This is a genomic window from Stenotrophomonas sp. YJH_SMC_79, from assembly GCF_059367995.1.
Map to the genome: position 1 here is coordinate 399,114 of NZ_JCAFRK010000003.1, position 22,230 is coordinate 421,343.

The following is a 22,230-nucleotide window of genomic DNA, read 5'->3' on the forward strand; positions in this document are numbered from 1 at the left end:
GCCGGCCAGCGACCGGCACCACCCGTAGATCCACGCCATGCGTGGATGGGCCCTTCTAGGCCCGCTGCGCGCGCTTGAGCAGCTTCGCTTCGCGCTTGCGTGCGCGCCGTGCCCGCCAGCGTTCGGCCAGGCAGGAGAAGATCACGTACAGCGCCGGCGTGCTGAGCAGGGTCAGGCTCTGCGAGAACAGCAGGCCGCCGATCATCGCGATGCCCAGCGGGCGCCGCAGCTCGGACCCTTCGCCCAGGCCGATCGCCAGTGGCACCGCCGCCAGGATCGCCACCATCGTGGTCATCATGATCGGGCGGAAGCGCACGATGCTGGCCTCGCGCGCAGCATCGCGCGGTGCCAGGCCATGCTCGCGCTGCGCGACCAGCGCGAAGTCGATCATCATGATCGCGTTCTTCTTGACGATGCCGATCAGCAGCACCAGCGCGATCATCGAGATCACCGACAGCTCGGTGTTGGTACCGAACAGCGCCAGCAGCGCACCCACGCCTGCCGCCGGCAGCGTGGACAGGATGGTGACCGGATGGATCAGGCTCTCGTAGAGCATGCCCAGCACCAGGTACACGGTCAGGATCGCAGCAAACACCAGGATCAGCATGTCGCTGGGGTCGGAGTTGAAGCCGAAGCCGGCGTCATCGGCCAGGCGGATGTCGCCCGGCATGCGCATGCCGGCCACGGTGGCATCGATGATCGCCTTGGCCTCTCCCATGCTCACGTCCGGCGCCAGGTTGTAGCTCAGGTCCATCGTGGTGTACTGGTTTTCATGGGTGATCTGCGATGGCGCCAGGCCCGGCACCTGGGTCGCCACCGCGGTGATCGGCACCATGTCGCCGTTGCGCGCACGCACGTACACCTCGTCCAGCGCCGCTGGCGTGGCCGTCTGCGAGGGCAGGGCGTTGACCACCACGCTGTACTGGTTGATGTCGGAGTAGATGGTGGAGATCTGGCGCTGGCCGAACGCACCGTACAGCGCGCCATCGATGGCGCCGACGGTGATGCCAAGGCGCGCGGCCTTGGCGCGGTCGATCTCGATGTTCTGGCGCAGGCCGGCGTTGTCCACGTCGGTGCCGACGTCGCGCAGCTTCGGGTTCTTCTTCAATTCCGCCTGCAGCTTTGGCAGCCATTCCTGGAGCGATGCCAGGTCGTTGCCCTGCAGCGAGATGCGGTACTGGGCGCCCTGGCTGGAACCGCCGCCATCGTTGCTGGGAAGATCCTGGATCGCACGCAGGCGCAGCTGCAGGTCGGGGTAGCGGTCGGCCTTGGCACTCAACCGTGCCAGTGCGTGCGCGGTGGTTTCGCGACGGCCGTCGCTGCGCGACTTCAGCTCGATGTTGAACTGTGCGCTGGAGCCCTGGCGGCCACTGCCCAGGCGCACGCCCACGGTCTTCACCGCGGGGTCGGCCATCAGCATGTCGGTGATGCGGCGCTGGCGGGCCACCATGTCCTCGAAGGACACGGTGGCGCTGGAGTTGGCGCGACCCCAGATCAGGCCGGTGTCCTGCGGCGGGAACGCGCCCTTCTTCACCGCGCCGAACAGGAAGACGGTGACGCCGATCAGGATCAGCGGAGTCAGTGACATCAGCAGCGCGTGGCGCAGCGAGAAGTCGAGGAACACCGTGTAGACGCGCAGCATGCGTTCATGGCCGGTATCGAGCCAGCGGCCGAAGCGCGACGGCGGCGCAGCGTGATCGTGGGCACTGAGGAAGCGGCTGCACAGCGCCGGGGTCAGCGTCAGCGAGACGATCATCGACACCACGATCGCCGCCACCAGGGTGACGGTGAACTCGCGGAAGAACGCGCCCATCATGCCGCTGGCGAACAGCAGCGGGATGAACACCGCCACCAGCGAGGCGGTGATCGAGACGATGGTGAAGCCGATCTCGCGCGCGCCGGTCAGTGCCGCCTGCATGCGCGGCATGCCCTCGTCGAGGTGGCGCATGATGTTCTCGATCACCACGATCGCATCGTCGACCACGAAGCCGATCGCGATCACCAGCGCCAGCAGGCTCAGGTTGTTCAGGGTGAAGCCCATCACGTACATCACCAGCGCGGCACCGGCCAGCGACAGCGGAACGGTCACCGCAGCGATCAGCGTCGGTGCCAGCCGGCGCAGGAACAGCGCCATGGTCAGCACCACCATGGCCAGGCTGATCAGCAGGGTGATCTGCACTTCATGCAGCGAGGAACGGATGGTCGGCGTACGGTCGAAGTACGGCGTCATCGTGGTGCCCGGCTGCAGGTAGTCGCGCAGGGTCGGGATCTGTGCCTTGACCCGGTCCACGGTCTCCACGATGTTGGCGCCGGCACGAGTGAACACGTACATCACCACCGCCGGCTTGTGGTCGAACCACGCGGCCTGGTAGGCGTCCTGCTGGCCGTCGTAGACGTTGGCGATGTCCTTCAGGCGGATCACCCGGCCATCGCCCTGGGTCTTGACCACCAGGTCGGCGAAGTCGGCGGCGCGTGCCACCGAATCGTTGGCGATGATCGCGGTGGTGGTGTTGCCATCGCTGAGGAAGCCGGTGGGCGAGGTCACGTTGGCCGCGCGCACTGCGTTGCGCAGGTCATCGGCGGTCAGGCCGAGCGCGTTCATCAGGCGCAGGTTGACGTCCACGCGTACCGCCGGCGTCGAGGCACCGGCGATGTCGACCGAGGCGACGCCGCTGATCTGGCGGATGCGCTGCGCCAGCAGCGAGTCGGCGACGTTGTACAGCTCATCGGCCGACTGCGTCTGCGAGGTGAGCGCGATGGCGATCACCGGGTCGTCGTTCGGGTTCGCCTTCTGGTACATCGGCGAGCCCATGCCCGAAGGCAGGTCGGCCTGCGCCGAATTGATCGCGGTCTGCACGTCCAGCGCGGCCGAATCGATGTTGTGGCCGCTCTGGAAGATCATGAACACCAGCGAGCTGCCTTCCGAACTCGACGAGCGCATGCGGTCGATGCCCGGCAGCTGGCCGAGGTGGCGTTCCAGCGGCGCGGTGACCGTGGACGCCATGGTCGCCGCATCGGCGCCGGACTGGCTGGCATGCACGAAGATCACCGGGATCTCGATGTTCGGCAGCGCCGATACGCCCAGGCGCAGGTAGCAGATCAGGCCGACCATGAACAGGCCGATGGCCAGCAGGGCGGTGCCGATCGGGCGGCGGATGAAGGGGCCGGACAGGTTCATCGTGCGGTCCCCCGCAGCAGCGGGGCGTGGATCATGCCTGCGGCTCCTGCAGCGTGCCGTCGCGCAGGGCGCGCTGCTCGCGGCGGCGTGCCATCCACTCCGAGAAGCGCTCCATGTACAGGTAGATCACCGGCGTGGTGTACAGCGTGACCAGCTGCGAGAGCAGCAGGCCGCCGACGATGGCTATGCCCAGCGGACGGCGCAGTTCCGAGCCGATGCCGGTGCCCAGCGCCAGCGGCAGCGCGCCGAGCATGGCCGCGGCGGTGGTCATCATGATCGGGCGGAAGCGGAGCAGGCAGGCGCGGCGGATCGCTTCGTGCGCGTTGGCGCCGGCGCGGCGGGCCTCGATCGCGAAGTCCACCATCATGATGCCGTTCTTCTTGACGATGCCGATCAGCAGCACGATGCCGACGATGCCATCCACCGACAGGCTCAGGCCGCACAGCATCAGCGCCAGCAGCGCGCCGACACCGGCCGGTGGCAGCGTGGAGATGATCGTGATCGGGTGGATGTAGCTCTCGTAGAGCACGCCCAGCACGATGTAGATCACCACCAGCGAGGCCAGCAGCAACCACACCACATCGGTCTGGCTGCCGGTGAACTCGGCGGCCTTGCCGATGAACTCGGCATGCAGGTGGGTCGGCATGTCCAGGCTGTCCTTGGTCTCCTGGATCGCACGCACGGCTTCGGACAGCGAATAGCCCGGCGCCACGTTGAACGAGACCGTTACCGCCGGCAGCTGCTGTTGGTGACTGACCACCAGCGGCGCGCTGCTGACCTTGCCTTCGGCCAGCGCCGACAGCGGAATGATGTTGCCGGCGCCGACGGTGATGCCGGTGTTCTGCGCGCCGATGCCGGTGGCGGTCGACGAGTTGGACGAGGTGACCTGGCCGAAGCTGGTGGCGTTGGTGCCGGTCAGTGCGCCGGCACCGTTGGAGGCGACCGCGAGCTGTTCCATCAGCGCCGTGCTGGTGCGGAACTCCGGCGCCACTTCCAGCACCACGCGGTACTGGTTGAGCTCGGTGAAGATGGTCGAGATCTGGCGCTGGCCGAACGCATCGTAGAGCGTGTCGTCGATGGTCTGCATCGGCACGCCCAGCACGCTGGCCTTGTCGCGGTCGATGTTCAGTTCAAGCGCGCGGCCCTGGTTGGACAGGTTGTTGTCGACGTCGGCCAGTTCCGGGCGCTTGCGCAGCGCTTCGGTCAGGCGCGTGGCCTGGGTCGCCACCGTCGCCGAATCCACGTCCGACAGCGAGTACTGGTACTCGGTGGCCGCCACGCGGGTGTCCAGGGTCACGTCCTGTACCGGCTTCAGGTACAGCGCCACGCCCGGAATACCGGCCACCGCCTTCTGCAGGCGCGGCAGGATCTCATCCAGGCCATCGCGCTCGCCGCGTTCCTTCAGCACGATCGACAGCTGGCCCTGGTTGAGCGTGGGGTTCATGCTGCCGGCACCGATGAATGCCGACACGCCGGTCACATCCGGATCGTGGCGCAGCGCTTCGGCGACCTGCTTGGTGCGCTGCTCCATCTGCGGAAAGGCGATGTTCTGGTCGGCCTGCACCACGCCGGTGATCAGACCGGTGTCCTGCTCGGGCAGCAGGCCCTTGGGAATCAATACATACAGCAGCACGGTCAGCACCAGTGCCGCGCCGGCCACGGCCAGGGTCAGGCGCTGGTGGCCCAGCACCCAGTCCAGGCTGTGCTCGTACAGGCCCACGGTGCGTGTCCACAGGTTCTGCTTGCCGGCCGCCGCCGCACGCTCATGCGCGTCCTCACCCTCGGGCAGGGCGTCGGGCTTGAGCAGGTAGGCGCACATCATCGGGGTCAGCGTCAGCGAGATCAGCATCGACAGCACGACAGCGATGCTCAGCACCCACGCGAACTCGTGGAACAGGCGGCCGGTGACACCGGGCATCAGCAGCAGCGGCAGGAACACCGCCACCAGCGAGACGGTCAGCGACAGCACGGTAAAGCCGATCTGGCGTGCGCCGATCTCGGCCGCTTCCTTGCCACTCTTGCCCTGCTCGATGTAACGCACGATGTTCTCGATCATCACGATCGCATCGTCGACCACGAAGCCGGTGGCCACCACCAGCGCCATCAGTGACAGGTTGTCCAGCGACATGCCGGCAAAGGCCATCACCGCGAAGGTGCCGGCCAGCGACAGCGGTACTGCCACCGACGGGATGATGGTGGCCCACAGCCGGCGCAGGAACACGAAGATCACCGCCACCACCAGGCCGATGGTGAGGATCAGGGTGAACTGCACTTCATGCACCGAGGCGCGGATGGTCTCGGTGCGATCGTTGAAGATCTCCAGGTGCACGTCGGCCGGCAGCACGCCCTGCAGCTGCGGCAGGATCGCGCGGATGCGCTCGACAGTCTGCACGATGTTGGCACCGGGCTGGCGACGCACTTCCAGCAGCACCGCCGGCTTGCCATCGGCCCAGGCCGCCAGCTGGTCGTTCTCCACGCCATCGACCACCTCGGCCACGTCGGACAACCGCACCGGGCGGCCGTTCTTGTAGCTGATGATGGTGTCGCGGTACTCGGCAGCGCTGGCCAGCTGGTCGTTGGTACCGATGCTGTAGGACTGGGTCTTGCCGTTCAACGAACCCTTCGGCGCATTGACGTTGGCCTGCGTGAGCGCGCTGCGCAGCTGTTCGAGGGTCAGGCCCATGTTCGACAGCTGCGCCGGGTTGACCTGGATGCGCACGGCCGGGCGCACGTTGCCGGCAATCGAGACCAGGCCCACGCCCTGCACCTGCGACAGGCGCTGGGCCAGGATCGAGTCGGCGTAGTTGTTGACGTCGCGTAGCGGCCGCGTGTCAGAGGTCAGCTTCAGGGTGACGATGGCCGCGTCGGCCGGATTCACCCGGTTGTAGACCGGCTGGTAGGGCAGCGACGAGGGCAGGGTGGCCTGGCGGATCGCCGCCTGCACGTCCTGTGCGGCGATGTCGATGTCGCGGTCCATCGAGAACTGCAGGATGATCGTCGACAACCCGGCCGACGAGTCCGACGTCATCAGCTCCAGCCCGGAAATCTGCCCGAACTGGCGCTCCAGTGGCGTGGTGACCAGCGAGGCCATGGTGGTGGCGTTGGCGCCGGGGTACTGGGTGGTGACCACCAGGCTGGGCGCATCGATTTCCGGCAGCGCCGATACCGGCAGCTTGCGGTAACCGAGGATGCCCAGCAGCAACAGGCCCGCCATCAACAGCGAGGTGGCGATCGGGCGGCGGATGAAGATCGTCGAAAAGCCCACGGACTGATCCTTGCTGGCACTTCAATGTCGGCGCCGGCAGGTCCGCCAGCGCGAGGGAGAATCGTGGCCTGCGCTCAGCGCGGGCCACCACCGCGACGGCCACCGCCGCCGTTCTTCTGTTCGGCGGCCTTCAGTTCGGCTTCGGTCGGTGCGGCCGGGGTCTCGCCCGGCTTCAGCGCGGTGACCTTGCTGCCCGGCTTCAGGCGGAACTGGCCTTCGCTGACCACGCGCTCGCCGCCCTTCAGGCCTTCTGCGATCTGCACCTGGCTGTCGCCCACTTCCACGCCGCTGCGCACGGTCTGCATCTTCACCGTGTTGTCGCCCTGCACGACATAGACGTACTCGCCATCCGGCCCGCGCAGCACGGCCTGGGTCGGAATGACCACACCACCGCCGATGGTGCGCAGCTGCATGCGCACGTTGACGAACTGACCCGGCCACAGGCCGTTGTCGGTGTTGTCGAACAGCGCGCGCGCCTTGAACGTGCCGCTGTCGGCACTGATCAGGTTGTCGACCACATCCAGCTTGCCGTCACCGGACAGCACGTGCGAATCGGCGCGGTCCAGCGCGGCCACCGGCACCGCACCGGCGGCCTGCGCCTGGCGCACGTCGCCGAGCTGGCGTTCGGGCAGGTTGAACAGCACGTGGATCGGATGGACCTGGGTCAGCGTGACCAGCGCGGTGCCGGCGTTGACCACGTTGCCGGCATCGACCGCACGGATGCCGGCGATGCCGGTGATGGGTGCGGTGACCTTGGTGTACTGCAGCTGCACCTGCGCCGAGCGCATGCTGGCATCGTTCGCCGCGACTGCGCTTTCGTACTGTGCCACTTGGTTTCGTTGTGTATCCAGATCGGTCTTGGCGACGAACTGGCGATACTCCGGCGCGTTCGAGCGCTGGTAGTTGGAGCGGGCGGTAGCCAGCAGCGCTTCGTTCTGGCGCTTGGCCGCCGCTGCCTGGTCGAAGCTGGCCTGGGCGGTGCGAGGATCGATCACTGCCAGCACGTCGCCCTTCTTCACTTCCTGGCCTTCGCGGAAGTTCAGGCTCATCAGCTGGCCACCGACCTGCGGGCTGACGGTGACGGTGTTCATTGCCGTCACCGTACCCAGTGCGCTGGCATACACCGGTACGTCCTGGCGCGTGGCCTCGACCACGGTCACCGGCACCGGGCCGGCATCCGGGTCTTCACCGCCCTGGCGCGCTCCCGCCGCCGGCTTTCCAGCCTTGTCCTTGCCCCCGCCGATGACGCGCAGGCCGACCACGGCCAGCACCAGAACCGCCACGACCAGCAGCACGATCTTCCAAACACGTGACATTACGAGGACTCCAAGAGGGCTGGACGGGGCGCGGCCCCGGTTGGCAATGCGCAAAGCATACCTGTGCCACATCACGTTTCCTGCATGACGGATGGGACGGGCGCTAAGACCGGATCCCGCGCGGGAGGTTCCCGTGGCGGCGGTGTTGCCCTACATTCAGCTGGAACCCTCTTGCTGTGGAGATTGCGATGCGCCGTTCGCTGCTGCTGTCCGCCCTGCTGCTGGCCCTGCCGGCCCTTGCCCACGCCCAGGACGGGCAGCGCCCGGAAGTGACCGCCGCCGCACAGCGATTGCAGGCCCGGGTGGTCGAATGGCGCCGTGACTTCCACCAGCACCCGGAACTGTCCAACCGCGAGGTGCGTACCTCGGCCGAGGTCGCCAAGCGCCTGCGTGCGATGGGCCTGAAGCCGAAGACCGGTATCGCCCACCACGGCGTGGTGGCGATCATCGAAGGCGGCAAGCCCGGCCCCAAGATCGCGCTGCGCGCGGACATGGACGCGCTGCCGGTGACCGAGCAGACCGGCCTGCCGTTCGCCTCCAAGGCCACCGACCAGTACCGCGGCCAGACCGTGGGCGTGATGCATGCCTGTGGCCATGACGCGCATACCGCCACCCTGCTGGGCGTGGCTGAAGCGCTGGTGTCGATGAAGAAGGACCTGCCGGGCCAGGTGATGCTGATCTTCCAGCCGGCCGAGGAAGGCGCACCGCCGCCGGAAGAGGGTGGCGCCGCGCTGATGCTGAAGGAAGGCCTGTTCGCCGACTTCAAGCCGGAAGCCGTGTTCGGCCTGCATGTGTTCTCCAGTGTGCAGGCCGGGCAGATCGCGGTGCGCGGTGGCCCGTTGATGGCTGCCTCGGACCGCTTCGGGATCAAGGTGATCGGTCGCCAGACGCACGGTTCGGCGCCGTGGAACGGCGTTGACCCGATCGTGGCCACCGCCGATCTGGTCGGCACCGCGCAGACCATCGTCAGCCGCCGCGCCAACCTGTCCAAGCAACCGGCGGTGCTGACCTTCGGCGCGATCAACGGCGGCATCCGTTACAACATCATTCCCGATGAAGTGGAGATGGTCGGCACCATCCGCACCTTCGACGAGGGCATGCGCCAGCAGATCTTCGCCGACCTGCGCAACGTGGCCGAACACACCGCTGCCGCGCACGGTGCGAAGGCGGTGACCGACATCTACGAATCGGAAGGCAACCCCGCCACGGTGAACGACCCGGCGCTGACCGCGAAGATGCTGCCGAGCCTGCAGGCGGTGGTGGGCAAGGACAACGTGTACGAGCCGCCGCTGCAGATGGGCGCGGAGGACTTCTCGCTGTACGCGAAGGAAGTGCCGGGCATGTTCTTCTTCGTCGGTTCGACCAGCGTGGGCATCGACCCGGCGATGGCGCCGGCGAATCATTCGCCGAAGTTCCTGCTGGATGAGAAGGCGCTGGATGTGGGACTGCGCGCGCTGCTGCAGGTGAGCCTGGATTACCTGCACGGTGCCGGCACTCCGGCGGGATGAGGGTTTCCGGCAGGGCTGCGCCCTGCACCCGCTGAGGCCAAAGCCACGTCAACGTCCAAAGCTGGTTTCCTGAGGGATGGCGGGGTGGGTCCGGTGGCAGGGGACGCTGCAAGTACGTCCATGTAAGCTCGGTCGCCGCATCCATGCGGCTCACGCCCCTGCCACCGGACCCACCCCGCCTTCGACGGTTTCCCGCGAGCTGTCGGAACGACATTCTGCTTCTGGTGGGTGTCGACCTTGGTCGACACGGCAGGCGTCAGGAACGTCTGAAGGATCGGTTTTTGATTTTGATTTTTCTGATCTTTCCCGTGGTGGCGGCCGCGTGCAGGGAACTGTCAGGGGCCGGGTGGGTAGGCGGGGCGGGGGTGTCCGCGGCATGGATGCCGCGGCCAAGCCCCCAAGGACGGGTTTACGGCGTCCCCCGACCCGCCTACCCACCCGGCCAAGCCGATAGACCGCCTTTCACGACCAACCAACAAAACCACCACGGAGGGGCTCCGCCGTTGGCCGGCCCGGCCGAAGGCCCGCTTCTGGCGCGATACAATGACGCCCATGAACACCCCACAGGATTCCAGCCTCGGTCGCGAGGTCAGTTACCCGTCGCAGTACGATCCCGGCCTGCTGTTTCCCATTCCGCGCAGCGGCGCCCGCGCCGAGATCGGCCTCGATGACGCCGCGCTGCCGTTCGTCGGCCACGACCGCTGGCATGCCTTCGAGCTGAGCTGGCTCGACCCGCGTGGCAAGCCGCAGGTCGCCGTCGCCACCGTGCAGGTGCCGTGCACCTCGCCGCGGTTGATCGAATCGAAGTCGTTCAAGCTGTACCTCAACTCCCTCAACAGCACCCGCGTCGACAGCGCCGAGGCGCTGCGCGAGCGCCTGGTGGCTGATCTGTCGGCCTGCGCCGGTGCGCCGGTCCAGGTCGAATTCGGCCTGCCGGGCCTGCGTGAGACGCCGCTCGGCGAATCCATCGATGGGCTGGACGTGGCGATCGACTGCTACGGCCCGCCGCAGGCGGACTTCCTCTCGGCCAATGCTGGTGAGGTGGTGGAGGAGACCCTGGTCTCGGCACTGCTGAAGTCCAACTGCCCGGTCACCGGCCAGCCGGACTGGGCGACGGTCAGCCTGCGCTACCGCGGGCCTAAGATGGATCGTGCCGGCCTGCTGCGCTATCTGGTCAGCTACCGCGAACACGCCGAGTTCCACGAGCAGTGCGTTGAGCGGATCTTCAGCGAGGTGTCTGCGCGCTGCCAGCCGCAATGGCTGGAAGTGGAAGCCCGCTACACCCGCCGTGGTGGCCTGGACATCAACCCGTGGCGCGCCAGCCCCGGCATCGCGGCTCCGGCTGCGACCTACCGCGAACTGCGGCAGTAACCGCCGGCCAGCGGCCGGCACTACCAGGCACCTTATCTCCCGATTGTTCAGCCGCCCCCCGGGGCGGCTTCACATCTGCACCATCCCCATTTAACAACCGCCATGGCACCGTGCGAGCCATGTAGTCATGCAGACGGGAGTTGTGGATGAGTACCGAGAAGAAAGCCGATTTCTCCGGCGTCAGTGCCAGCGTCGACAGTACCGCCGAGCAGGTGCCGAAGGCGGACTTCTCCGGCGTCAGCGCTTCGGTGGACAGCACCGCCGAGATCGTCAGCGGCGGCACCTACACCGTGCAGAAGGGTGACTCGCTGTCGAAGATCGCCAAGCAGCATCTGGGCGACGCCAACGCTTGGAAGAAGATCTTCGAAGCCAACCGCGATGTGCTTGACGACCCGGACAAGATTTTCCCGGGCCAGACCCTGAAGCTGCCGCCGAAGTAAGCCGGCGATCGAACGCCGTCCGACAATCCCTGGGAGGAACCCCGAATGATCAAGACCACCCCGCTCCAGACCGCCCTGATCGCCGCCCTGCTGGGCAGCGTCGCCCTGGTCGGTTGCAAGAAGAAAGAGGATTCGACCGACACCAACGCCGCTCCGGCGGCCACGGCTCCGGCCGAGCCGGCAGCGCCGGCGCCGATGACCGGTGCACCGCCGCCGATGGCGGAAGCTGCTGCGGTCAGTGTTTCCACTGTCACCGTGGGCAAGACCGCTGCCGCCGACAAGTCGGTCGCCCCGGCTGCACTGTTCTCGCCGAAGGATGACGTCATCGTCTCGGTCAAGACCGATGGCGCTGCCAACAACGTCAATGTCGGCGCCAAGCTGACCTTCCAGGACGGCCAGGTGGCCGGCGAACAGACCGCGACCCTGAATGCCAGCGGCGCGGAGACCACCAACGTCACATTCAAGAATGCAAAGGGCTGGCCGGCCGGCAAGTACCGCGCCGAGGTCATGGTCGATGGCAAGGCGGCCGGAACGCCGCAGGAGTTCGAGGTCAAGTAAGTCCTGCCGACTCTCTCCCGGCAGGACTCACGATGGACGCAGCCGCGAGGCTGCGTCCTTTTTTATTGGGCGATGGTTGGCTTCATCCACGCACGGCGTGGATCTACTGGCGGCGGCGTTTGCGTGGATCCACGCCATGCGTGGATGGATCACAGCGTTGCCACCGTGCAGTACCGCCGCGTATGGCGCGGCTTTGCCCCGCGCGGCTGAAAACGCGACAATGCAGGGGTTTCCCCGCCGCGCGCCCACCCTGACGGCGACGGGGGAAAGCGACACGGTTGCACGTGGCCCGGCGCTGGCGCCGGCCTTCCCCTGAGCATTGCTACAGAGTCCAAGTCCCCCATGTCCAAGATCCTCTACACGCTGACCGACGAAGCACCGTTCCTGGCGACCCAGTCGCTGCTGCCGATCGTCGACGCCTACACCGCCACTGCCGGCATCGTGGTGGAAACCCGTGACATCTCGCTGTCCGGCCGCATCCTGTCGCAGTTCCCGGAACTGCTCAGCGACGCGCAGAAGGTCAGCGACGACCTGGCCGAGCTGGGCCAGCTGGCGACCACCCCGGACGCCAACATCATCAAGCTGCCGAACATCTCCGCTTCGGTGCCGCAGCTGAAGGCGGCCATCAAGGAACTGCAGGACCAGGGTTACCCGCTGCCGGATTACCCGGAAACCCCGGCTGACGACCAGCAGCGCGACTACAAGGCGCGCTACGACAAGGTCAAGGGCAGTGCGGTGAACCCGGTGCTGCGCGAGGGCAACTCCGACCGCCGCGCACCGCTGTCGGTGAAGAACTACGCGCGCAAGCACCCGCATCGCATGGGTGCCTGGGCGTCGGATTCGAAGTCGCACGTCGCGCACATGGCCGCCGGCGATTTCTACGGCAGCGAGAAGTCGGCCACCCTGGCCAACGCCGGTGCGCTGAAGATCACCTTCCACGGCAAGGACGGCAGCGCCGTCGTGCTGAAGGAAAAGACCGCGGTCAAGGCTGGCGAGATCGTCGATGCCGCCGTCATGAGCCGCAAGGCACTGGCCGCGTTCATCGGTGAGCAGATCGCCGATGCCAAGGCCCAGGGCGTGCTGTTCTCGCTGCACCTGAAGGCGACCATGATGAAGGTCTCCGACCCGATCATGTTCGGCGTGGCGGTCAACGAGTTCTACAAGGACGTGCTGGCCAAGCACGCCGACGTGCTCAAGCAGGCCGGTTTCGATGCCAACAACGGCATCGGTGACCTGGCCGCGCGCCTGCCGTCGCTGCCCGAACCCACCCGCGCGGCGATCGAAGCCGACCTGGCCGCCGAGTACGCGCAGCGTCCGGGCGTGGCCATGGTCAATTCGGACAAGGGCATCACCAACCTGCACGTGCCGAGCGACGTGATCGTCGACGCCTCGATGCCGGCGATGATCCGCGACTCCGGCAAGATGTGGAACGCCGAAGGCAAGCTGCAGGACACCAAGGCGGTCATTCCGGACCGCTGCTACGCCGGCGTGTACCAGGCCGTCATCGACGATTGCAAGACGCACGGCGCCTTCGACCCGGCCACCATGGGCTCGGTGCCGAACGTCGGCCTGATGGCGCAGAAGGCCGAAGAGTACGGCTCGCACGACAAGACCTTCCAGATCGCCGCCGACGGCGTGGTCAAGGTCACCGACGATGCCGGCACCGTGGTGTTCGAGCACGCCGTGGAAGCCGGTGACATCTGGCGCATGTGCCAGACCAAGGACGCGCCGATCCAGGACTGGGTCAAGCTGGCCGTCGAGCGCGCCCGCCTGAGCAGCACCCCGGCGGTGTTCTGGCTGGATGCCGCCCGCGCCCACGACGCGCAGGTCATCGCCAAGGTCGAGACCTACCTGAAGAACCACGACACCACCGGCCTGGACATCCGCATCCTGCCGCCGGTGGAAGCCACCGCGTTCTCGCTGGACCGCATCCGCAAGGGCGAGGACACCATCTCGGTGACCGGCAACGTGCTGCGCGACTACCTCACCGACCTGTTCCCGATCATGGAGCTGGGCACCAGCGCCAAGATGCTGTCGATCGTGCCGCTGATGGCCGGTGGCGGCCTGTTCGAGACCGGTGCCGGTGGTTCGGCCCCGAAGCACGTTCAGCAGTTCGTGGAAGAGGACTACCTGCGCTGGGATTCGCTGGGTGAGTTCCTGGCCCTGGCTGCGTCGCTGGAGCACCTGGGCAACCGCTACGACAATGCCGCCGCCCGCGTGCTGGCCAAGGCGCTGGACGAAGCCAACGGCCAGTTCCTGGACAACGACAAGTCGCCGTCGCGCAAGCTGGGTGGCATCGACAACCGTGGCAGCCACTTCTACATCGCGCTGTATTGGGCCCAGGCCCTGGCCGCGCAGGACGAAGATGCTGCACTGAAGGCACGCTTCGCACCGCTGGCCAAGGCGCTGACCGACAACGAGCAGAGGATTGTCGAAGAGCTGATCGCGGTGCAGGGCAAGGCCGTGGACATCGGCGGCTACTACCGCCCGGACGTGGCCAAGGCGAGCAAGGCCATGCGCCCGAGCGCGACCTTCAACGCCGCGCTGGAGCAGCTGCGCGGCTGATCCATCGCCGCTCGGTCGTGACACCGGAACCCGCGCTTCGGCGCGGGTTTCTTTTTGGCTCTGGGGTCAGATCCCTGTTGCCATGCAAAAGGGATCTGACCCCATCCGACCCGCGTCCAGAACCGTGACTTCCGTCGGCTGTCGGAATGCCGTCAAAGGGGCATGAAACTTGCCCGCGATGGCCGTCGCAGAACGGATATGAGTGGATCTGCAGCGGCCCTCGATCTGAGCAGTCGATCACGACGGCTGCCGTTGGCGATGCCCTAGCCTTGGCGACGCGAGGCCACCGGGGAGGTGGCCGCACGGGGAACACGGATGGCACGCGTGCTGGTAGTGGGAACCGACATCCAGGGCGAGCAGGCCCTGCTGCAACGGCTGCGCGTGGCATCGGCCCTGCCGGACGGCCAGATCCGCCGCAGCCAGGACCTGGATGATTGCGACCTGCTGGTCATCCGCGATACGCCGGCGCTGCGCAACGCGGCCCAGCGCATGCGCCAGCAACGCCCGCGACTGCAGTGCTGGATCGAGGATCTGGGGGGCCAGCTGCGCGACGGCGATGGCCACCAGGACATACTTGATGACGGTGCCATCGGCCGTGCATTGCGCGGCATGCAGTTGGCAGCAGAACCCCTGGCAATGCATGCACCCGCACCGATCCGCCTGGCCGATGGGGCGCATGCCATCACCCGCCTGTTGCGCGAGCGGCTGCCGTTGCGACAGGGCCAGGCACTGTTGAGTGATGCGGGCGAGCCTCTGCTGCTGATGGATCTGGAGCACGACCAGGCCGTGCTGCTGCAGGAACCGGCTGCGGCGCTGGTGGAGCGTTTGGCCGATGCCTTCGAACGCCTGCAACTGGATGCGCTGACGCCGGCACGCCTGCAGGCGCTGGCCGGCGAGCGGCCACGCCAACCACTGCGGCCGCTGCTGTGGCAGTGGGCACAGCGCAGCCGCCATTGGCAGGCATTGGACGAACGCCTGCGTGGCGCCTCAGTGAAGCTGCTGCGCTGGCCCGACTTCCGCGTACTGGGCCATGACCACGATGGCTTCCGGCTATGCTCGCTGCTGCTCAAGCGCGCGTGCACGGTTGACGAGTGCGCGGTGCTGCTTGAGTTGCCGGCTGCGGCGGTGCGCGATTTCATCCATGCCGCCTACCTGTGCGGCTACGCGCAATTGCAGAGCGCCCCGGTGGCACCGATGCCGACAGTACGTGGCAGCGGCACTGGCACCGACAACGGCCTGCTTGCCCGCCTGTGGCGGCACCTGCGCGGGAGCGAGCGCAATGCGTGAGCACAAGGTGGTCGTGCTGGGCGGCATGGGCAGTGGCAAGTCGACCCTGGTGCGCAGCATCGCGGCCGGGGCGGTGATCGATACCGATGTGGCCAACAGTGACCGCATCGGTGCCGACAAGGCGTCCACCACCGTCGCGCTGGACTATGCCGATATCGATCTGCCCAATGGCGAGCGCCTGCGGCTGTACGGCACGCCGGGCCAGCAGCGTTTCGATTTCCTCTGGCCGATCCTGCTGCAGGGCGCCCGCGGCGCCGTGCTGCTGCTGGATGCGCGGCGCGCGGGCGTGGTTGCCGAACTGGAGGATTACCTGCAGGTACTGCGACCGTTCGCATCGTCATTGGCGCTGGTGGTGGCCGTCACCCATCTGGACCAGGCACCGCACGCCGCGCTGGACGACTGGGCCGCACGCGCCAGTCTCGATGATCAACCGCTGCCATTGCTGGCAGTGGATGCCCGCGACCGCGAACAGGGACTGCTGCTGATGGATGTACTGATGAGCGAAATGGAAGCGCATGCACTGGTGGCCGCGCATGGTTGATGGGCAGGTGGCGGTACTGCCCGATGCCTGCCAGCGTGAGCGCCTGCAGCCGCTGCTGCAGGACCTGCGGCAGCGGGTGGAAGGCGTGCGCACGGTGGTGCTGGCCAGTGTCGATGGCTTCGCCCTGGTCAGTGCCGGTGCCGAAGGGCGCGGTGAACGCCTGGCAGCGATGACCAGCGCGATGCTGGCGCTGGCCGCAGCAGTGGGGCGCGAACTGGTGCTGGGTGATCTGCAGACGCTGATGCTGGAGGCCGCGGGTGGCAAGGTGCTGATGCTGGCCATCCAGGCCGAAGGGCGCGCACCGCTGCTGCTGATGGCAGCCTGCGACCAGCGCAGCGTGATCGGCCAGGTGCTGTGGCAGAGCAGGGAATGTGGCCAGGCGATCCTGGCCGAACTCGGCGGATCGTGAGCCCGGCCGCAGGGGAACGAGGGGCTCGAACCAACATCGACAAGGGGTGCGACGTGGCTGGATTGAATGAATCGTTGAACGCACTGATGGGCATCGACGGCGCGCAGGCAGTGGCGCTGGTCGACTACGAAAGCGGCATGCTGCTGGGTGAGGCCGGTGCCGGCATGGACATGGAAGTGGCCGCCGCAGGCAACACCGAAGTGATCCGCGCCAAGATGAAGACCGCCGCATCGCTGAATCTCAACGACAGCATCGAGGACATCCTGATCTCGCTGGGCAAGGCGTACCACATCATGCGCCCGGTGGCGAAGAAGAAGGGGCTGTTCTTCTACATCGTGCTCGACCGTACCAAGTCCAACCTGGCCCTGGCCCGGCGCAAGGTACAGGACGTGGAGGCCGATCTGGCGATCTGAACCGCCGGCTCCTGTGGAGCCGAGCATGGGCTCGGCTCCACAGGAGAACGAAACGTCATGCTCGTCTGTTTCCAGCCGCAGTCACGGTACCGGAAGCAGCAGCGCGGTCACGAACGAAAGCGCCTTGGTGTCCCGCGCTGCAAAGTATGCCGGTGCTTTCTCGGGGAGCCATACTTCATTGAAGTGGCGGCGGAAGTCCTCGTAGAACTCGTTGGGGTACAGCTTGGCCGGCACCGTGCGTCCATCCGGATAGGTGTGCTCATACATGGGCAGTGCATCGGTGTCGACACTCCGGTGGTCCCTCAGCCACTTGCAGAACAGGCGCCCTTCGGAAATATCCGGCACCAGCGCCTGCGGCAGGGTGTAACCGGCGTCTTCAAGCGGCGCGATCAGGTTCAACGTCAGCTCGTTGAGCATCGAGAAATGGGTGTACGGTACCTTGGCCCGGTTCTGCAGGTAGCGCTCGATATGCGCGGGCATTACCGCGTTGGCGTGGCCCTGCTGCCATTCCACCACCCACTGCGCGACCTTCACCGCGAACTTGCGCGACAGCCACTGGCCCAGGTTGATGGCCAGATAGGGATGGATCCAGGTGCCCTGCATGGTCGGGATGCCGCCGGAGACCACGTGGATGAGTTCGTGCTCGGCCAGCCCGGTCTGGAGGGTGAGCTCCTGCAGGAACTCCTCCGTCGATTTCAGTGCCCGGTAGTCGGACCAGCGCTTGTTCACGGACTGGCACAGCGCGGTGGCGCTGATGTAGCCGTCCCGCGCCCGCTGCGGGATTACATTGCCTTCCTCCATGCGCGGGATCAGGGTCATTTGCTGCATGCGTCACCTCGTGCCGTTGTGAGCCTGGAAGGGTAGGCAACACGGTGGACCGGGGTCTGTAGGAATCGTTGCGTTTTCGTGGGACGCAATGGACCTGCCCCTGCAGAGCCGGACCGGCGCTCGGCTGTGCTTCGGGCAGATTGCGGTGAACCAAGCCGGGCATCGGCCCGGCTCTACACAAGCCGCCCCACGCCAGCGTATGGTGAAGCCGGTCCTACCGGGTAAGCCCTGAATGTCCGAGCCTCACATTGCTGCCGAGCTGGCACCGCGCATCGCGGTGGCCATCCGCGATGGCTTCGAGGATTACCATGCTCGATTCGCGGGCGTGACCGCCCGTGCGCGGCAGCGCTTCGAGCAGCGCGACTGGGCCGGTGCCCGGCAGGATGCGGTCGAGCGCATTGTGCTGTACGACCTGTGCATCGCCGAGCAGATGGATGCACTGCGCCGCCTTGCCGGCGAGGCGATCGGCCAACGTGCGCTCTGGCTGCAGGTGCATGCGCAGTACAGCGCGCTGCTGCTGGGGCTGATCGACGCCGAGCTGTACAAGACCTTCTACAACACGTTGTCGCGGCGCATGTTCGCCACCCGCGGCGTGGATCCGGCGCTGGAGTTCATCGCCTTCGATGTCGAACCCTCCGATGCCATCACCCATCCGGTCGCACGGCATACCTACGCGGTTTCGCCGACGCGGCCGGTGGAGGCGCTGCAGCGGGTGCTCGCCGACTACCGCTTCGGCATTCCCTACGTGCATCAGCTGCGCTGTGCGGCAGCCATTGCGGTGCGACTTCAGGATGACCTCGCCCATTGGGGGGACACGCCGGTGCGCAGCATCGAGCTGCTCGACACCGTGTTCTACCGGGAGCGCCGCGCCTATCTGGTGGGCCGCGTGTTCGGCGAGCATCGGTTCTCGCCGTGCGTGATTGCGCTGGTCAACGACGAGCGTGGCCTGCGCGCCGATGCAGTGCTGACCCGGCGCCGGGACGTGGCCCACCTGTTCGGCGTGTCACGCAGCTATTTCCAGGCCAACCTGGCCACGGTCGGTGATGCAGTGGTGTTCCTGCGCAGTCTGCTGCCGGGCAAGCCCATCGATGAGATCTACACCGTGCTGGGCCGCGCCAAGCAGGGCAAGACCGAGCGCTACCGCACCTTCTTCCGCCACTTCAACGAGCATCCGCAGGAGCGGCTGGTGCATGCCGAAGGCACGCCGGGCATGGTCATGGCGGTGTTCACCCTGCCCAGCTATCCGCTGGTGTTCAAACTGATCCGCGACCGTTTCGCGTGGCCCAAGGCGATGTCGCGGCAGCAGGTGGAAGAGAAGTACGCACTGGTGTTCAACCTCGATCGTGTCGGCCGCCTGCTCGACGCACAGCCCTATCGCCACCTGCGCTTTCCGCGCGACCGCTTCGCTCCGGCACTGCTGGAGGAACTGCTGCAGCAATGTGCACAGAGCGTGCGCGTCGATGGCGACGAGGTGGAGATCGCACTGTGCTACGTGCAGCGTCGTTTCCGTCCATTGAACCTGTACCTGCGCGAGCAGGGCGGGGAGGCGGTACGTGCAGCGGTGCTCGACTACGCGCAGGCGATCACCGACATGGCGCGCAACAACATCTTCCCCGGTGACATGCTGCCGAAGAACTTCGGCGTGTCGCGGCACGGCCGGGCCGTGTTCTACGACTATGACGAACTGTGCCTGGTCAGCGACTGCGAGTTCCGCGCCTGGCCGCAGCCGCGCACGCCGGAAGAAGCGCTGGCTGACGAACCCTGGTTCCATGTGGGGCCGCGCGATGTGTTTCCCGAGCGCTTCGGCCCATTCATGGGCCTGCCGGCGCGCGAACTGGCCGCGGTACGCGAGCACTACCGGCATCTGTTCGATCCGGCGTGGTGGCAGGGCCTGCAGGAGCGCTTCGCCCGCGGTGACTATCCGGATACACCGCCCTATGCTGGCGCGCATCGGTTGGCGTAGCCCGGCCGAACTGTCCCGGAGGTGAAGACTGCGCTACGCTCGGCATTCATCACCAAGGATCCGGCAATGATGCGTCCCCCCCTGTTCCTCGCTCTCGCGTTGGCCGTCGGCGCCGGCGCTCCCCTGCTTGCCGGCGATGCCAGCGCACAGACCACGCGTGCGGTGCGTGCCACCGCGGAGATGAGCATGGTGCTCACTGGCCATATCGAGGTCACGCCCGAGGGCGCGGTCAGTTCGCTGGTGCTGGACCAGAAGTCGATGCTGTCTCCGAGCATCGCGTCTTTCGTGGAGGGCACCATCGGTGGCTGGCGCTTCGAACCCACCCTGCGCGATGGCGAGGCGGTGGCCGCACGTGCGCCATTGCGGGTGCGCCTGCGGGGCAAGGCCATGGCCGATGGTGGCTACGAAGTCAGCATGACCAGCGTCAATTTCAGCGAGTACGATGAGAAGGCCACCGATTCGGTGACCCGAGGGCGCATGGCACCCCCGCGTTATCCGGAGGAAGTCTATCGGAGCGGTGGGCAGGGTGAAGTGCTGCTGGTGGTCCGGATCGCGCGTGACGGCACGGTGGCCGATGTCGTTGCCGAGCAGGTGAACATGACCGTGGTCGGACGCGAGCGCACCCTTGCCAAGATGCGCGAGATCCTGGCCAAGGCCGCCGTCAGCAGTGCCCGCAAGTGGACGTTCAAGCCACCGACCACCGGCGAGGCCAGCACCCGCGACAGCTGGACGGTACGCATACCGGTGAATTTCGGCCTGAACGATGATCCCAATGGAGCGGAGCGCTATGGCCGCTGGCGTGCCTTCATTCCCGGCCCGCGGCAGGCCGTGCCGTGGCGGAAGGCAGATGCGATCGAGCAGGCCGGCGGCGACCTGCTGCCCGAGGGCGGCATCTACATGGTGGACGGCGCCAAGCGCGGCCTGCGCCTGCTGACGCCGCTGGAGCAGGGCTGACGATCACTGCGGAGCCGGCCAGCCCGGCTTCGCGTCAATCGGCGTAGGGGTAGACCACCACCCGGTTGCGGCCCTGTTCCTTGGCCAGGTACAGCGCCTTGTCGGCCAGCCGCAGTGCCTGCTCGGCATCGACATGGAAGCTGGGGAAGTGGGCCACGCCCAGCGAGACGGTGATGGTGCCGACCGGTTCAAACGGATGGCCGGCAATGTGCTGGCGCAGGCGCTCGCCGGCCTGGCGTGCCGACTCGGTGCTGATGCCCGGCAACAGCAGCAGGAACTCCTCGCCACCGGCGCGGCAGAGGATGTCGCTGTCGCGTGAGTAGCGGCGCATCTGGTCGGCGATATGGACGATGGCGGCGTCGCCGACGTCATGGCCGTGGCTGTCATTGATCGATTTGAAGCGATCGATGTCCAGCGCCAGGATCGCGAACGGAATGCCCTGTACCTGCAGGGCATCCAGTGCCTGCTGCAGGCCGCGGCGGTTGAGCAGGCCGGTCAGCGGATCGGTGCGGCTGGCGCGGTTGAGCGTGCCGATGCGGTCCTGCAGCGCATTGAAGCTGTGTAGTACCGCCTGCTTCAGCTGGGCGACCTCGAAGTACCACGCGCGGATGCCGCTGACGTGGTTGATCGCGTTGCCGGTGTCTTCGCCGCCCTGCACGTTGCGTGCGAGCTGCCACAGCGGCATCGAGATGCGACGGGCGAACCACCAGGTGATCAGCAGCGACAGCAGGCCCAGCGGGATCGCGTTCCAGATTACCGCGGTCATCAACCGCGACAGCGGCTGCAGCGTGGCCTCGGTCGGGCGCTGGGCGATGATGCCCCAGCCGGTGGCCGCCACCGGCGCGTAGCCGGCCAGCATCGACACGCCCAGATTGTTACGCACCTGCTGCGCGCCGCGCTCGCCACGTACCACGGCCTTCACTGCGGGGTTGCCGACCACGTAGTCGCCCACCCGCTTGCCATCGGCGTGGTACAGCAGGCGGCCATGACGGTCGACCACGTACAGGTAGGAACCATCACGGTAGTAGTGCTTGCCCAGCAGCGTGTGCAGTGCGCTGCGCTGGCGCAGGTACAGGGTGCCGCTGACGTAACCACGGTAGTGGCCCTGGCGATCGAAGATCGGGTGCGACAGCGAGACCAGCAGCTTGCCGGTGGCCGACTGGTACGGGTCGCTGATCATCGGCTGGCGCGCGGCCAGCGCGGCGTTGTTGCCGACGCTGTGCAGCACTTCGCCCTGCAGCTGCAGGGTCTGCGGTGAGGTGGCGATCACCAGGCCGTCGGCGTCCACCACCAGCGAAGAGTTGAAGCTGTTGGTCTGCAGCTGCAGGCGGCTGGCTTCGTCCTGGGCCTGAGCCGGATCGAGGTTGCCCTGGCCGAGCCGGGTGGCGGCGTAGGCCAGTTCCTGCTGGGCAGCCAGCAGGAAGTTCTGGGTCGTCTCGGCCAGCTTGGTGGCGTAGACGCGGTTGGCTTCCAGGGTGTTGCCGACCAGCTGGTCGCGCTGCACCCGGTAGCTGGCCAGCAGGGTGTTGGCCAGCGCGATGATGGCACTGAGCAGGGCCAGGGCGAGGATCAGCTTGCCCAGGTTGAGGCGGGGAGACAGCGTTCGCATGCGTCGACGGATCCGGCAGGAGGCT

At 66.9% G+C, this 22,230-nt stretch carries 16 protein-coding genes; 11 read left to right on the plus strand and 5 right to left on the minus strand.

What is annotated here, in order from left to right; translation table 11 throughout:
- Nucleotides 1-55: 55 nt before the first annotated feature.
- From AC5P57_RS12900 to AC5P57_RS12910, 3 genes are all read right to left on the minus strand, one after another.
- Nucleotides 56-3,178: an efflux RND transporter permease subunit gene (locus AC5P57_RS12900; RefSeq protein WP_262235427.1), complete on the minus strand. Its 3,123-nt coding sequence runs from the start codon at nucleotides 3,176-3,178 to the stop codon at nucleotides 56-58.
- A gap of 31 nt (nucleotides 3,179-3,209) precedes the next feature.
- Nucleotides 3,210-6,443, minus strand: coding sequence for an efflux RND transporter permease subunit (locus AC5P57_RS12905; protein WP_495219601.1), 3,234 nt, complete (start codon nucleotides 6,441-6,443; stop codon nucleotides 3,210-3,212).
- 74 nt (nucleotides 6,444-6,517) lie between these two features.
- Complete coding sequence (locus AC5P57_RS12910) at nucleotides 6,518-7,759, minus strand: efflux RND transporter periplasmic adaptor subunit (RefSeq protein WP_099554777.1); 1,242 nt, start codon at nucleotides 7,757-7,759, stop codon at nucleotides 6,518-6,520.
- Nucleotides 7,760-7,947: 188 nt separating this feature from the next.
- On the opposite strand from AC5P57_RS12910, the gene AC5P57_RS12915 reads away from it, so the two are divergent.
- The 9 genes from AC5P57_RS12915 to AC5P57_RS12955 all read left to right on the plus strand — a co-directional run bounded on the left by AC5P57_RS12915 (nucleotide 7,948) and on the right by AC5P57_RS12955 (nucleotide 16,851).
- Complete coding sequence (locus AC5P57_RS12915; RefSeq protein ID WP_262235424.1) at nucleotides 7,948-9,267, plus strand: M20 family metallopeptidase; 1,320 nt, start codon at nucleotides 7,948-7,950, stop codon at nucleotides 9,265-9,267.
- A gap of 552 nt (nucleotides 9,268-9,819) precedes the next feature.
- Nucleotides 9,820-10,638: an NADPH-dependent 7-cyano-7-deazaguanine reductase QueF gene (gene queF, locus AC5P57_RS12920; RefSeq protein WP_099555123.1), complete on the plus strand. Its 819-nt coding sequence runs from the start codon at nucleotides 9,820-9,822 to the stop codon at nucleotides 10,636-10,638.
- Nucleotides 10,639-10,784: 146 nt separating this feature from the next.
- Nucleotides 10,785-11,078, plus strand: coding sequence for a LysM peptidoglycan-binding domain-containing protein (locus tag AC5P57_RS12925; protein ID WP_005411287.1), 294 nt, complete (start codon nucleotides 10,785-10,787; stop codon nucleotides 11,076-11,078).
- 45 nt (nucleotides 11,079-11,123) lie between these two features.
- Nucleotides 11,124-11,636, plus strand: a complete 513-nt coding sequence (locus AC5P57_RS12930; protein WP_262235423.1) for a hypothetical protein — start codon at nucleotides 11,124-11,126, stop codon at nucleotides 11,634-11,636.
- A 342-nt stretch (nucleotides 11,637-11,978) separates the two neighbouring features.
- Nucleotides 11,979-14,201 carry an NADP-dependent isocitrate dehydrogenase gene (locus tag AC5P57_RS12935; RefSeq protein WP_262235422.1) on the plus strand — a complete coding sequence of 741 codons (2,223 nt, stop codon included), beginning with the start codon at nucleotides 11,979-11,981 and terminating at the stop codon, nucleotides 14,199-14,201.
- A gap of 315 nt (nucleotides 14,202-14,516) precedes the next feature.
- Nucleotides 14,517-15,488, plus strand: coding sequence for a hypothetical protein (locus AC5P57_RS12940; protein WP_262235420.1), 972 nt, complete (start codon nucleotides 14,517-14,519; stop codon nucleotides 15,486-15,488).
- Entirely contained in the window at nucleotides 15,481-16,029 is a 549-nt protein-coding gene (locus AC5P57_RS12945; protein ID WP_262235419.1) for a GTP-binding protein, read from the plus strand. The genes AC5P57_RS12940 and AC5P57_RS12945 overlap by 8 nt, the downstream gene beginning before the upstream one ends.
- Complete coding sequence (locus AC5P57_RS12950) at nucleotides 16,022-16,438, plus strand: roadblock/LC7 domain-containing protein (protein WP_262235567.1); 417 nt, start codon at nucleotides 16,022-16,024, stop codon at nucleotides 16,436-16,438. Before AC5P57_RS12945 ends, AC5P57_RS12950 begins: the two co-directional genes overlap by 8 nt.
- Before the next feature lie 53 nt (nucleotides 16,439-16,491).
- Nucleotides 16,492-16,851: a hypothetical protein gene (locus tag AC5P57_RS12955; protein ID WP_049424080.1), complete on the plus strand. Its 360-nt coding sequence runs from the start codon at nucleotides 16,492-16,494 to the stop codon at nucleotides 16,849-16,851.
- Between the two features lie 81 nt (nucleotides 16,852-16,932).
- Here AC5P57_RS12955 and AC5P57_RS12960 read toward each other — a convergent pair whose 3' ends face one another.
- Nucleotides 16,933-17,670 (minus strand): KilA-N domain-containing protein, encoded by a 738-nt coding sequence (locus AC5P57_RS12960; RefSeq protein WP_495219602.1) that lies wholly within the window; start codon nucleotides 17,668-17,670, stop codon nucleotides 16,933-16,935.
- A 241-nt stretch (nucleotides 17,671-17,911) separates the two neighbouring features.
- Between AC5P57_RS12960 and aceK the strand changes: the two genes are divergently transcribed.
- Together aceK and AC5P57_RS12970 are read left to right on the plus strand one after the other, a co-directional pair.
- Nucleotides 17,912-19,642, plus strand: a complete 1,731-nt coding sequence (gene aceK / locus AC5P57_RS12965) for a bifunctional isocitrate dehydrogenase kinase/phosphatase (protein ID WP_099555111.1) — start codon at nucleotides 17,912-17,914, stop codon at nucleotides 19,640-19,642.
- Between the two features lie 66 nt (nucleotides 19,643-19,708).
- Nucleotides 19,709-20,596: an energy transducer TonB gene (locus AC5P57_RS12970; RefSeq protein WP_262235417.1), complete on the plus strand. Its 888-nt coding sequence runs from the start codon at nucleotides 19,709-19,711 to the stop codon at nucleotides 20,594-20,596.
- 34 nt (nucleotides 20,597-20,630) lie between these two features.
- Here the strand turns inward: AC5P57_RS12970 and AC5P57_RS12975 are convergent, their stop codons facing one another.
- Nucleotides 20,631-22,205: a sensor domain-containing diguanylate cyclase gene (locus tag AC5P57_RS12975; RefSeq protein WP_262235416.1), complete on the minus strand. Its 1,575-nt coding sequence runs from the start codon at nucleotides 22,203-22,205 to the stop codon at nucleotides 20,631-20,633.
- Nucleotides 22,206-22,230: the final 25 nt, after the last annotated feature.

What these genes read in the sequence shown, in the direction of transcription:
- AC5P57_RS12930 (WP_262235423.1), top strand. Translation starts at nt 11,124, where the DNA reads ATGATCAAGACCACCCCGCTCCAGACCGCCCTGATCGCCGCCCTGCTG.
- AC5P57_RS12940 (WP_262235420.1), top strand. Translation starts at nt 14,517, where the DNA reads ATGGCACGCGTGCTGGTAGTGGGAACCGACATCCAGGGCGAGCAGGCC.
- AC5P57_RS12910 (WP_099554777.1), bottom strand. Translation starts at nt 7,759, where the DNA reads ATGTCACGTGTTTGGAAGATCGTGCTGCTGGTCGTGGCGGTTCTGGTG.
- AC5P57_RS12925 (WP_005411287.1), top strand. Translation starts at nt 10,785, where the DNA reads ATGAGTACCGAGAAGAAAGCCGATTTCTCCGGCGTCAGTGCCAGCGTC.
- AC5P57_RS12900 (WP_262235427.1), bottom strand. Translation starts at nt 3,178, where the DNA reads ATGAACCTGTCCGGCCCCTTCATCCGCCGCCCGATCGGCACCGCCCTG.
- AC5P57_RS12950 (WP_262235567.1), top strand. Translation starts at nt 16,022, where the DNA reads ATGGTTGATGGGCAGGTGGCGGTACTGCCCGATGCCTGCCAGCGTGAG.
- AC5P57_RS12975 (WP_262235416.1), bottom strand. Translation starts at nt 22,205, where the DNA reads ATGCGAACGCTGTCTCCCCGCCTCAACCTGGGCAAGCTGATCCTCGCC.
- queF (WP_099555123.1), top strand. Translation starts at nt 9,820, where the DNA reads ATGAACACCCCACAGGATTCCAGCCTCGGTCGCGAGGTCAGTTACCCG.
- AC5P57_RS12960 (WP_495219602.1), bottom strand. Translation starts at nt 17,670, where the DNA reads ATGACCCTGATCCCGCGCATGGAGGAAGGCAATGTAATCCCGCAGCGG.
- AC5P57_RS12970 (WP_262235417.1), top strand. Translation starts at nt 19,709, where the DNA reads ATGATGCGTCCCCCCCTGTTCCTCGCTCTCGCGTTGGCCGTCGGCGCC.
- AC5P57_RS12945 (WP_262235419.1), top strand. Translation starts at nt 15,481, where the DNA reads ATGCGTGAGCACAAGGTGGTCGTGCTGGGCGGCATGGGCAGTGGCAAG.
- aceK (WP_099555111.1), top strand. Translation starts at nt 17,912, where the DNA reads ATGTCCGAGCCTCACATTGCTGCCGAGCTGGCACCGCGCATCGCGGTG.
- AC5P57_RS12935 (WP_262235422.1), top strand. Translation starts at nt 11,979, where the DNA reads ATGTCCAAGATCCTCTACACGCTGACCGACGAAGCACCGTTCCTGGCG.
- AC5P57_RS12915 (WP_262235424.1), top strand. Translation starts at nt 7,948, where the DNA reads ATGCGCCGTTCGCTGCTGCTGTCCGCCCTGCTGCTGGCCCTGCCGGCC.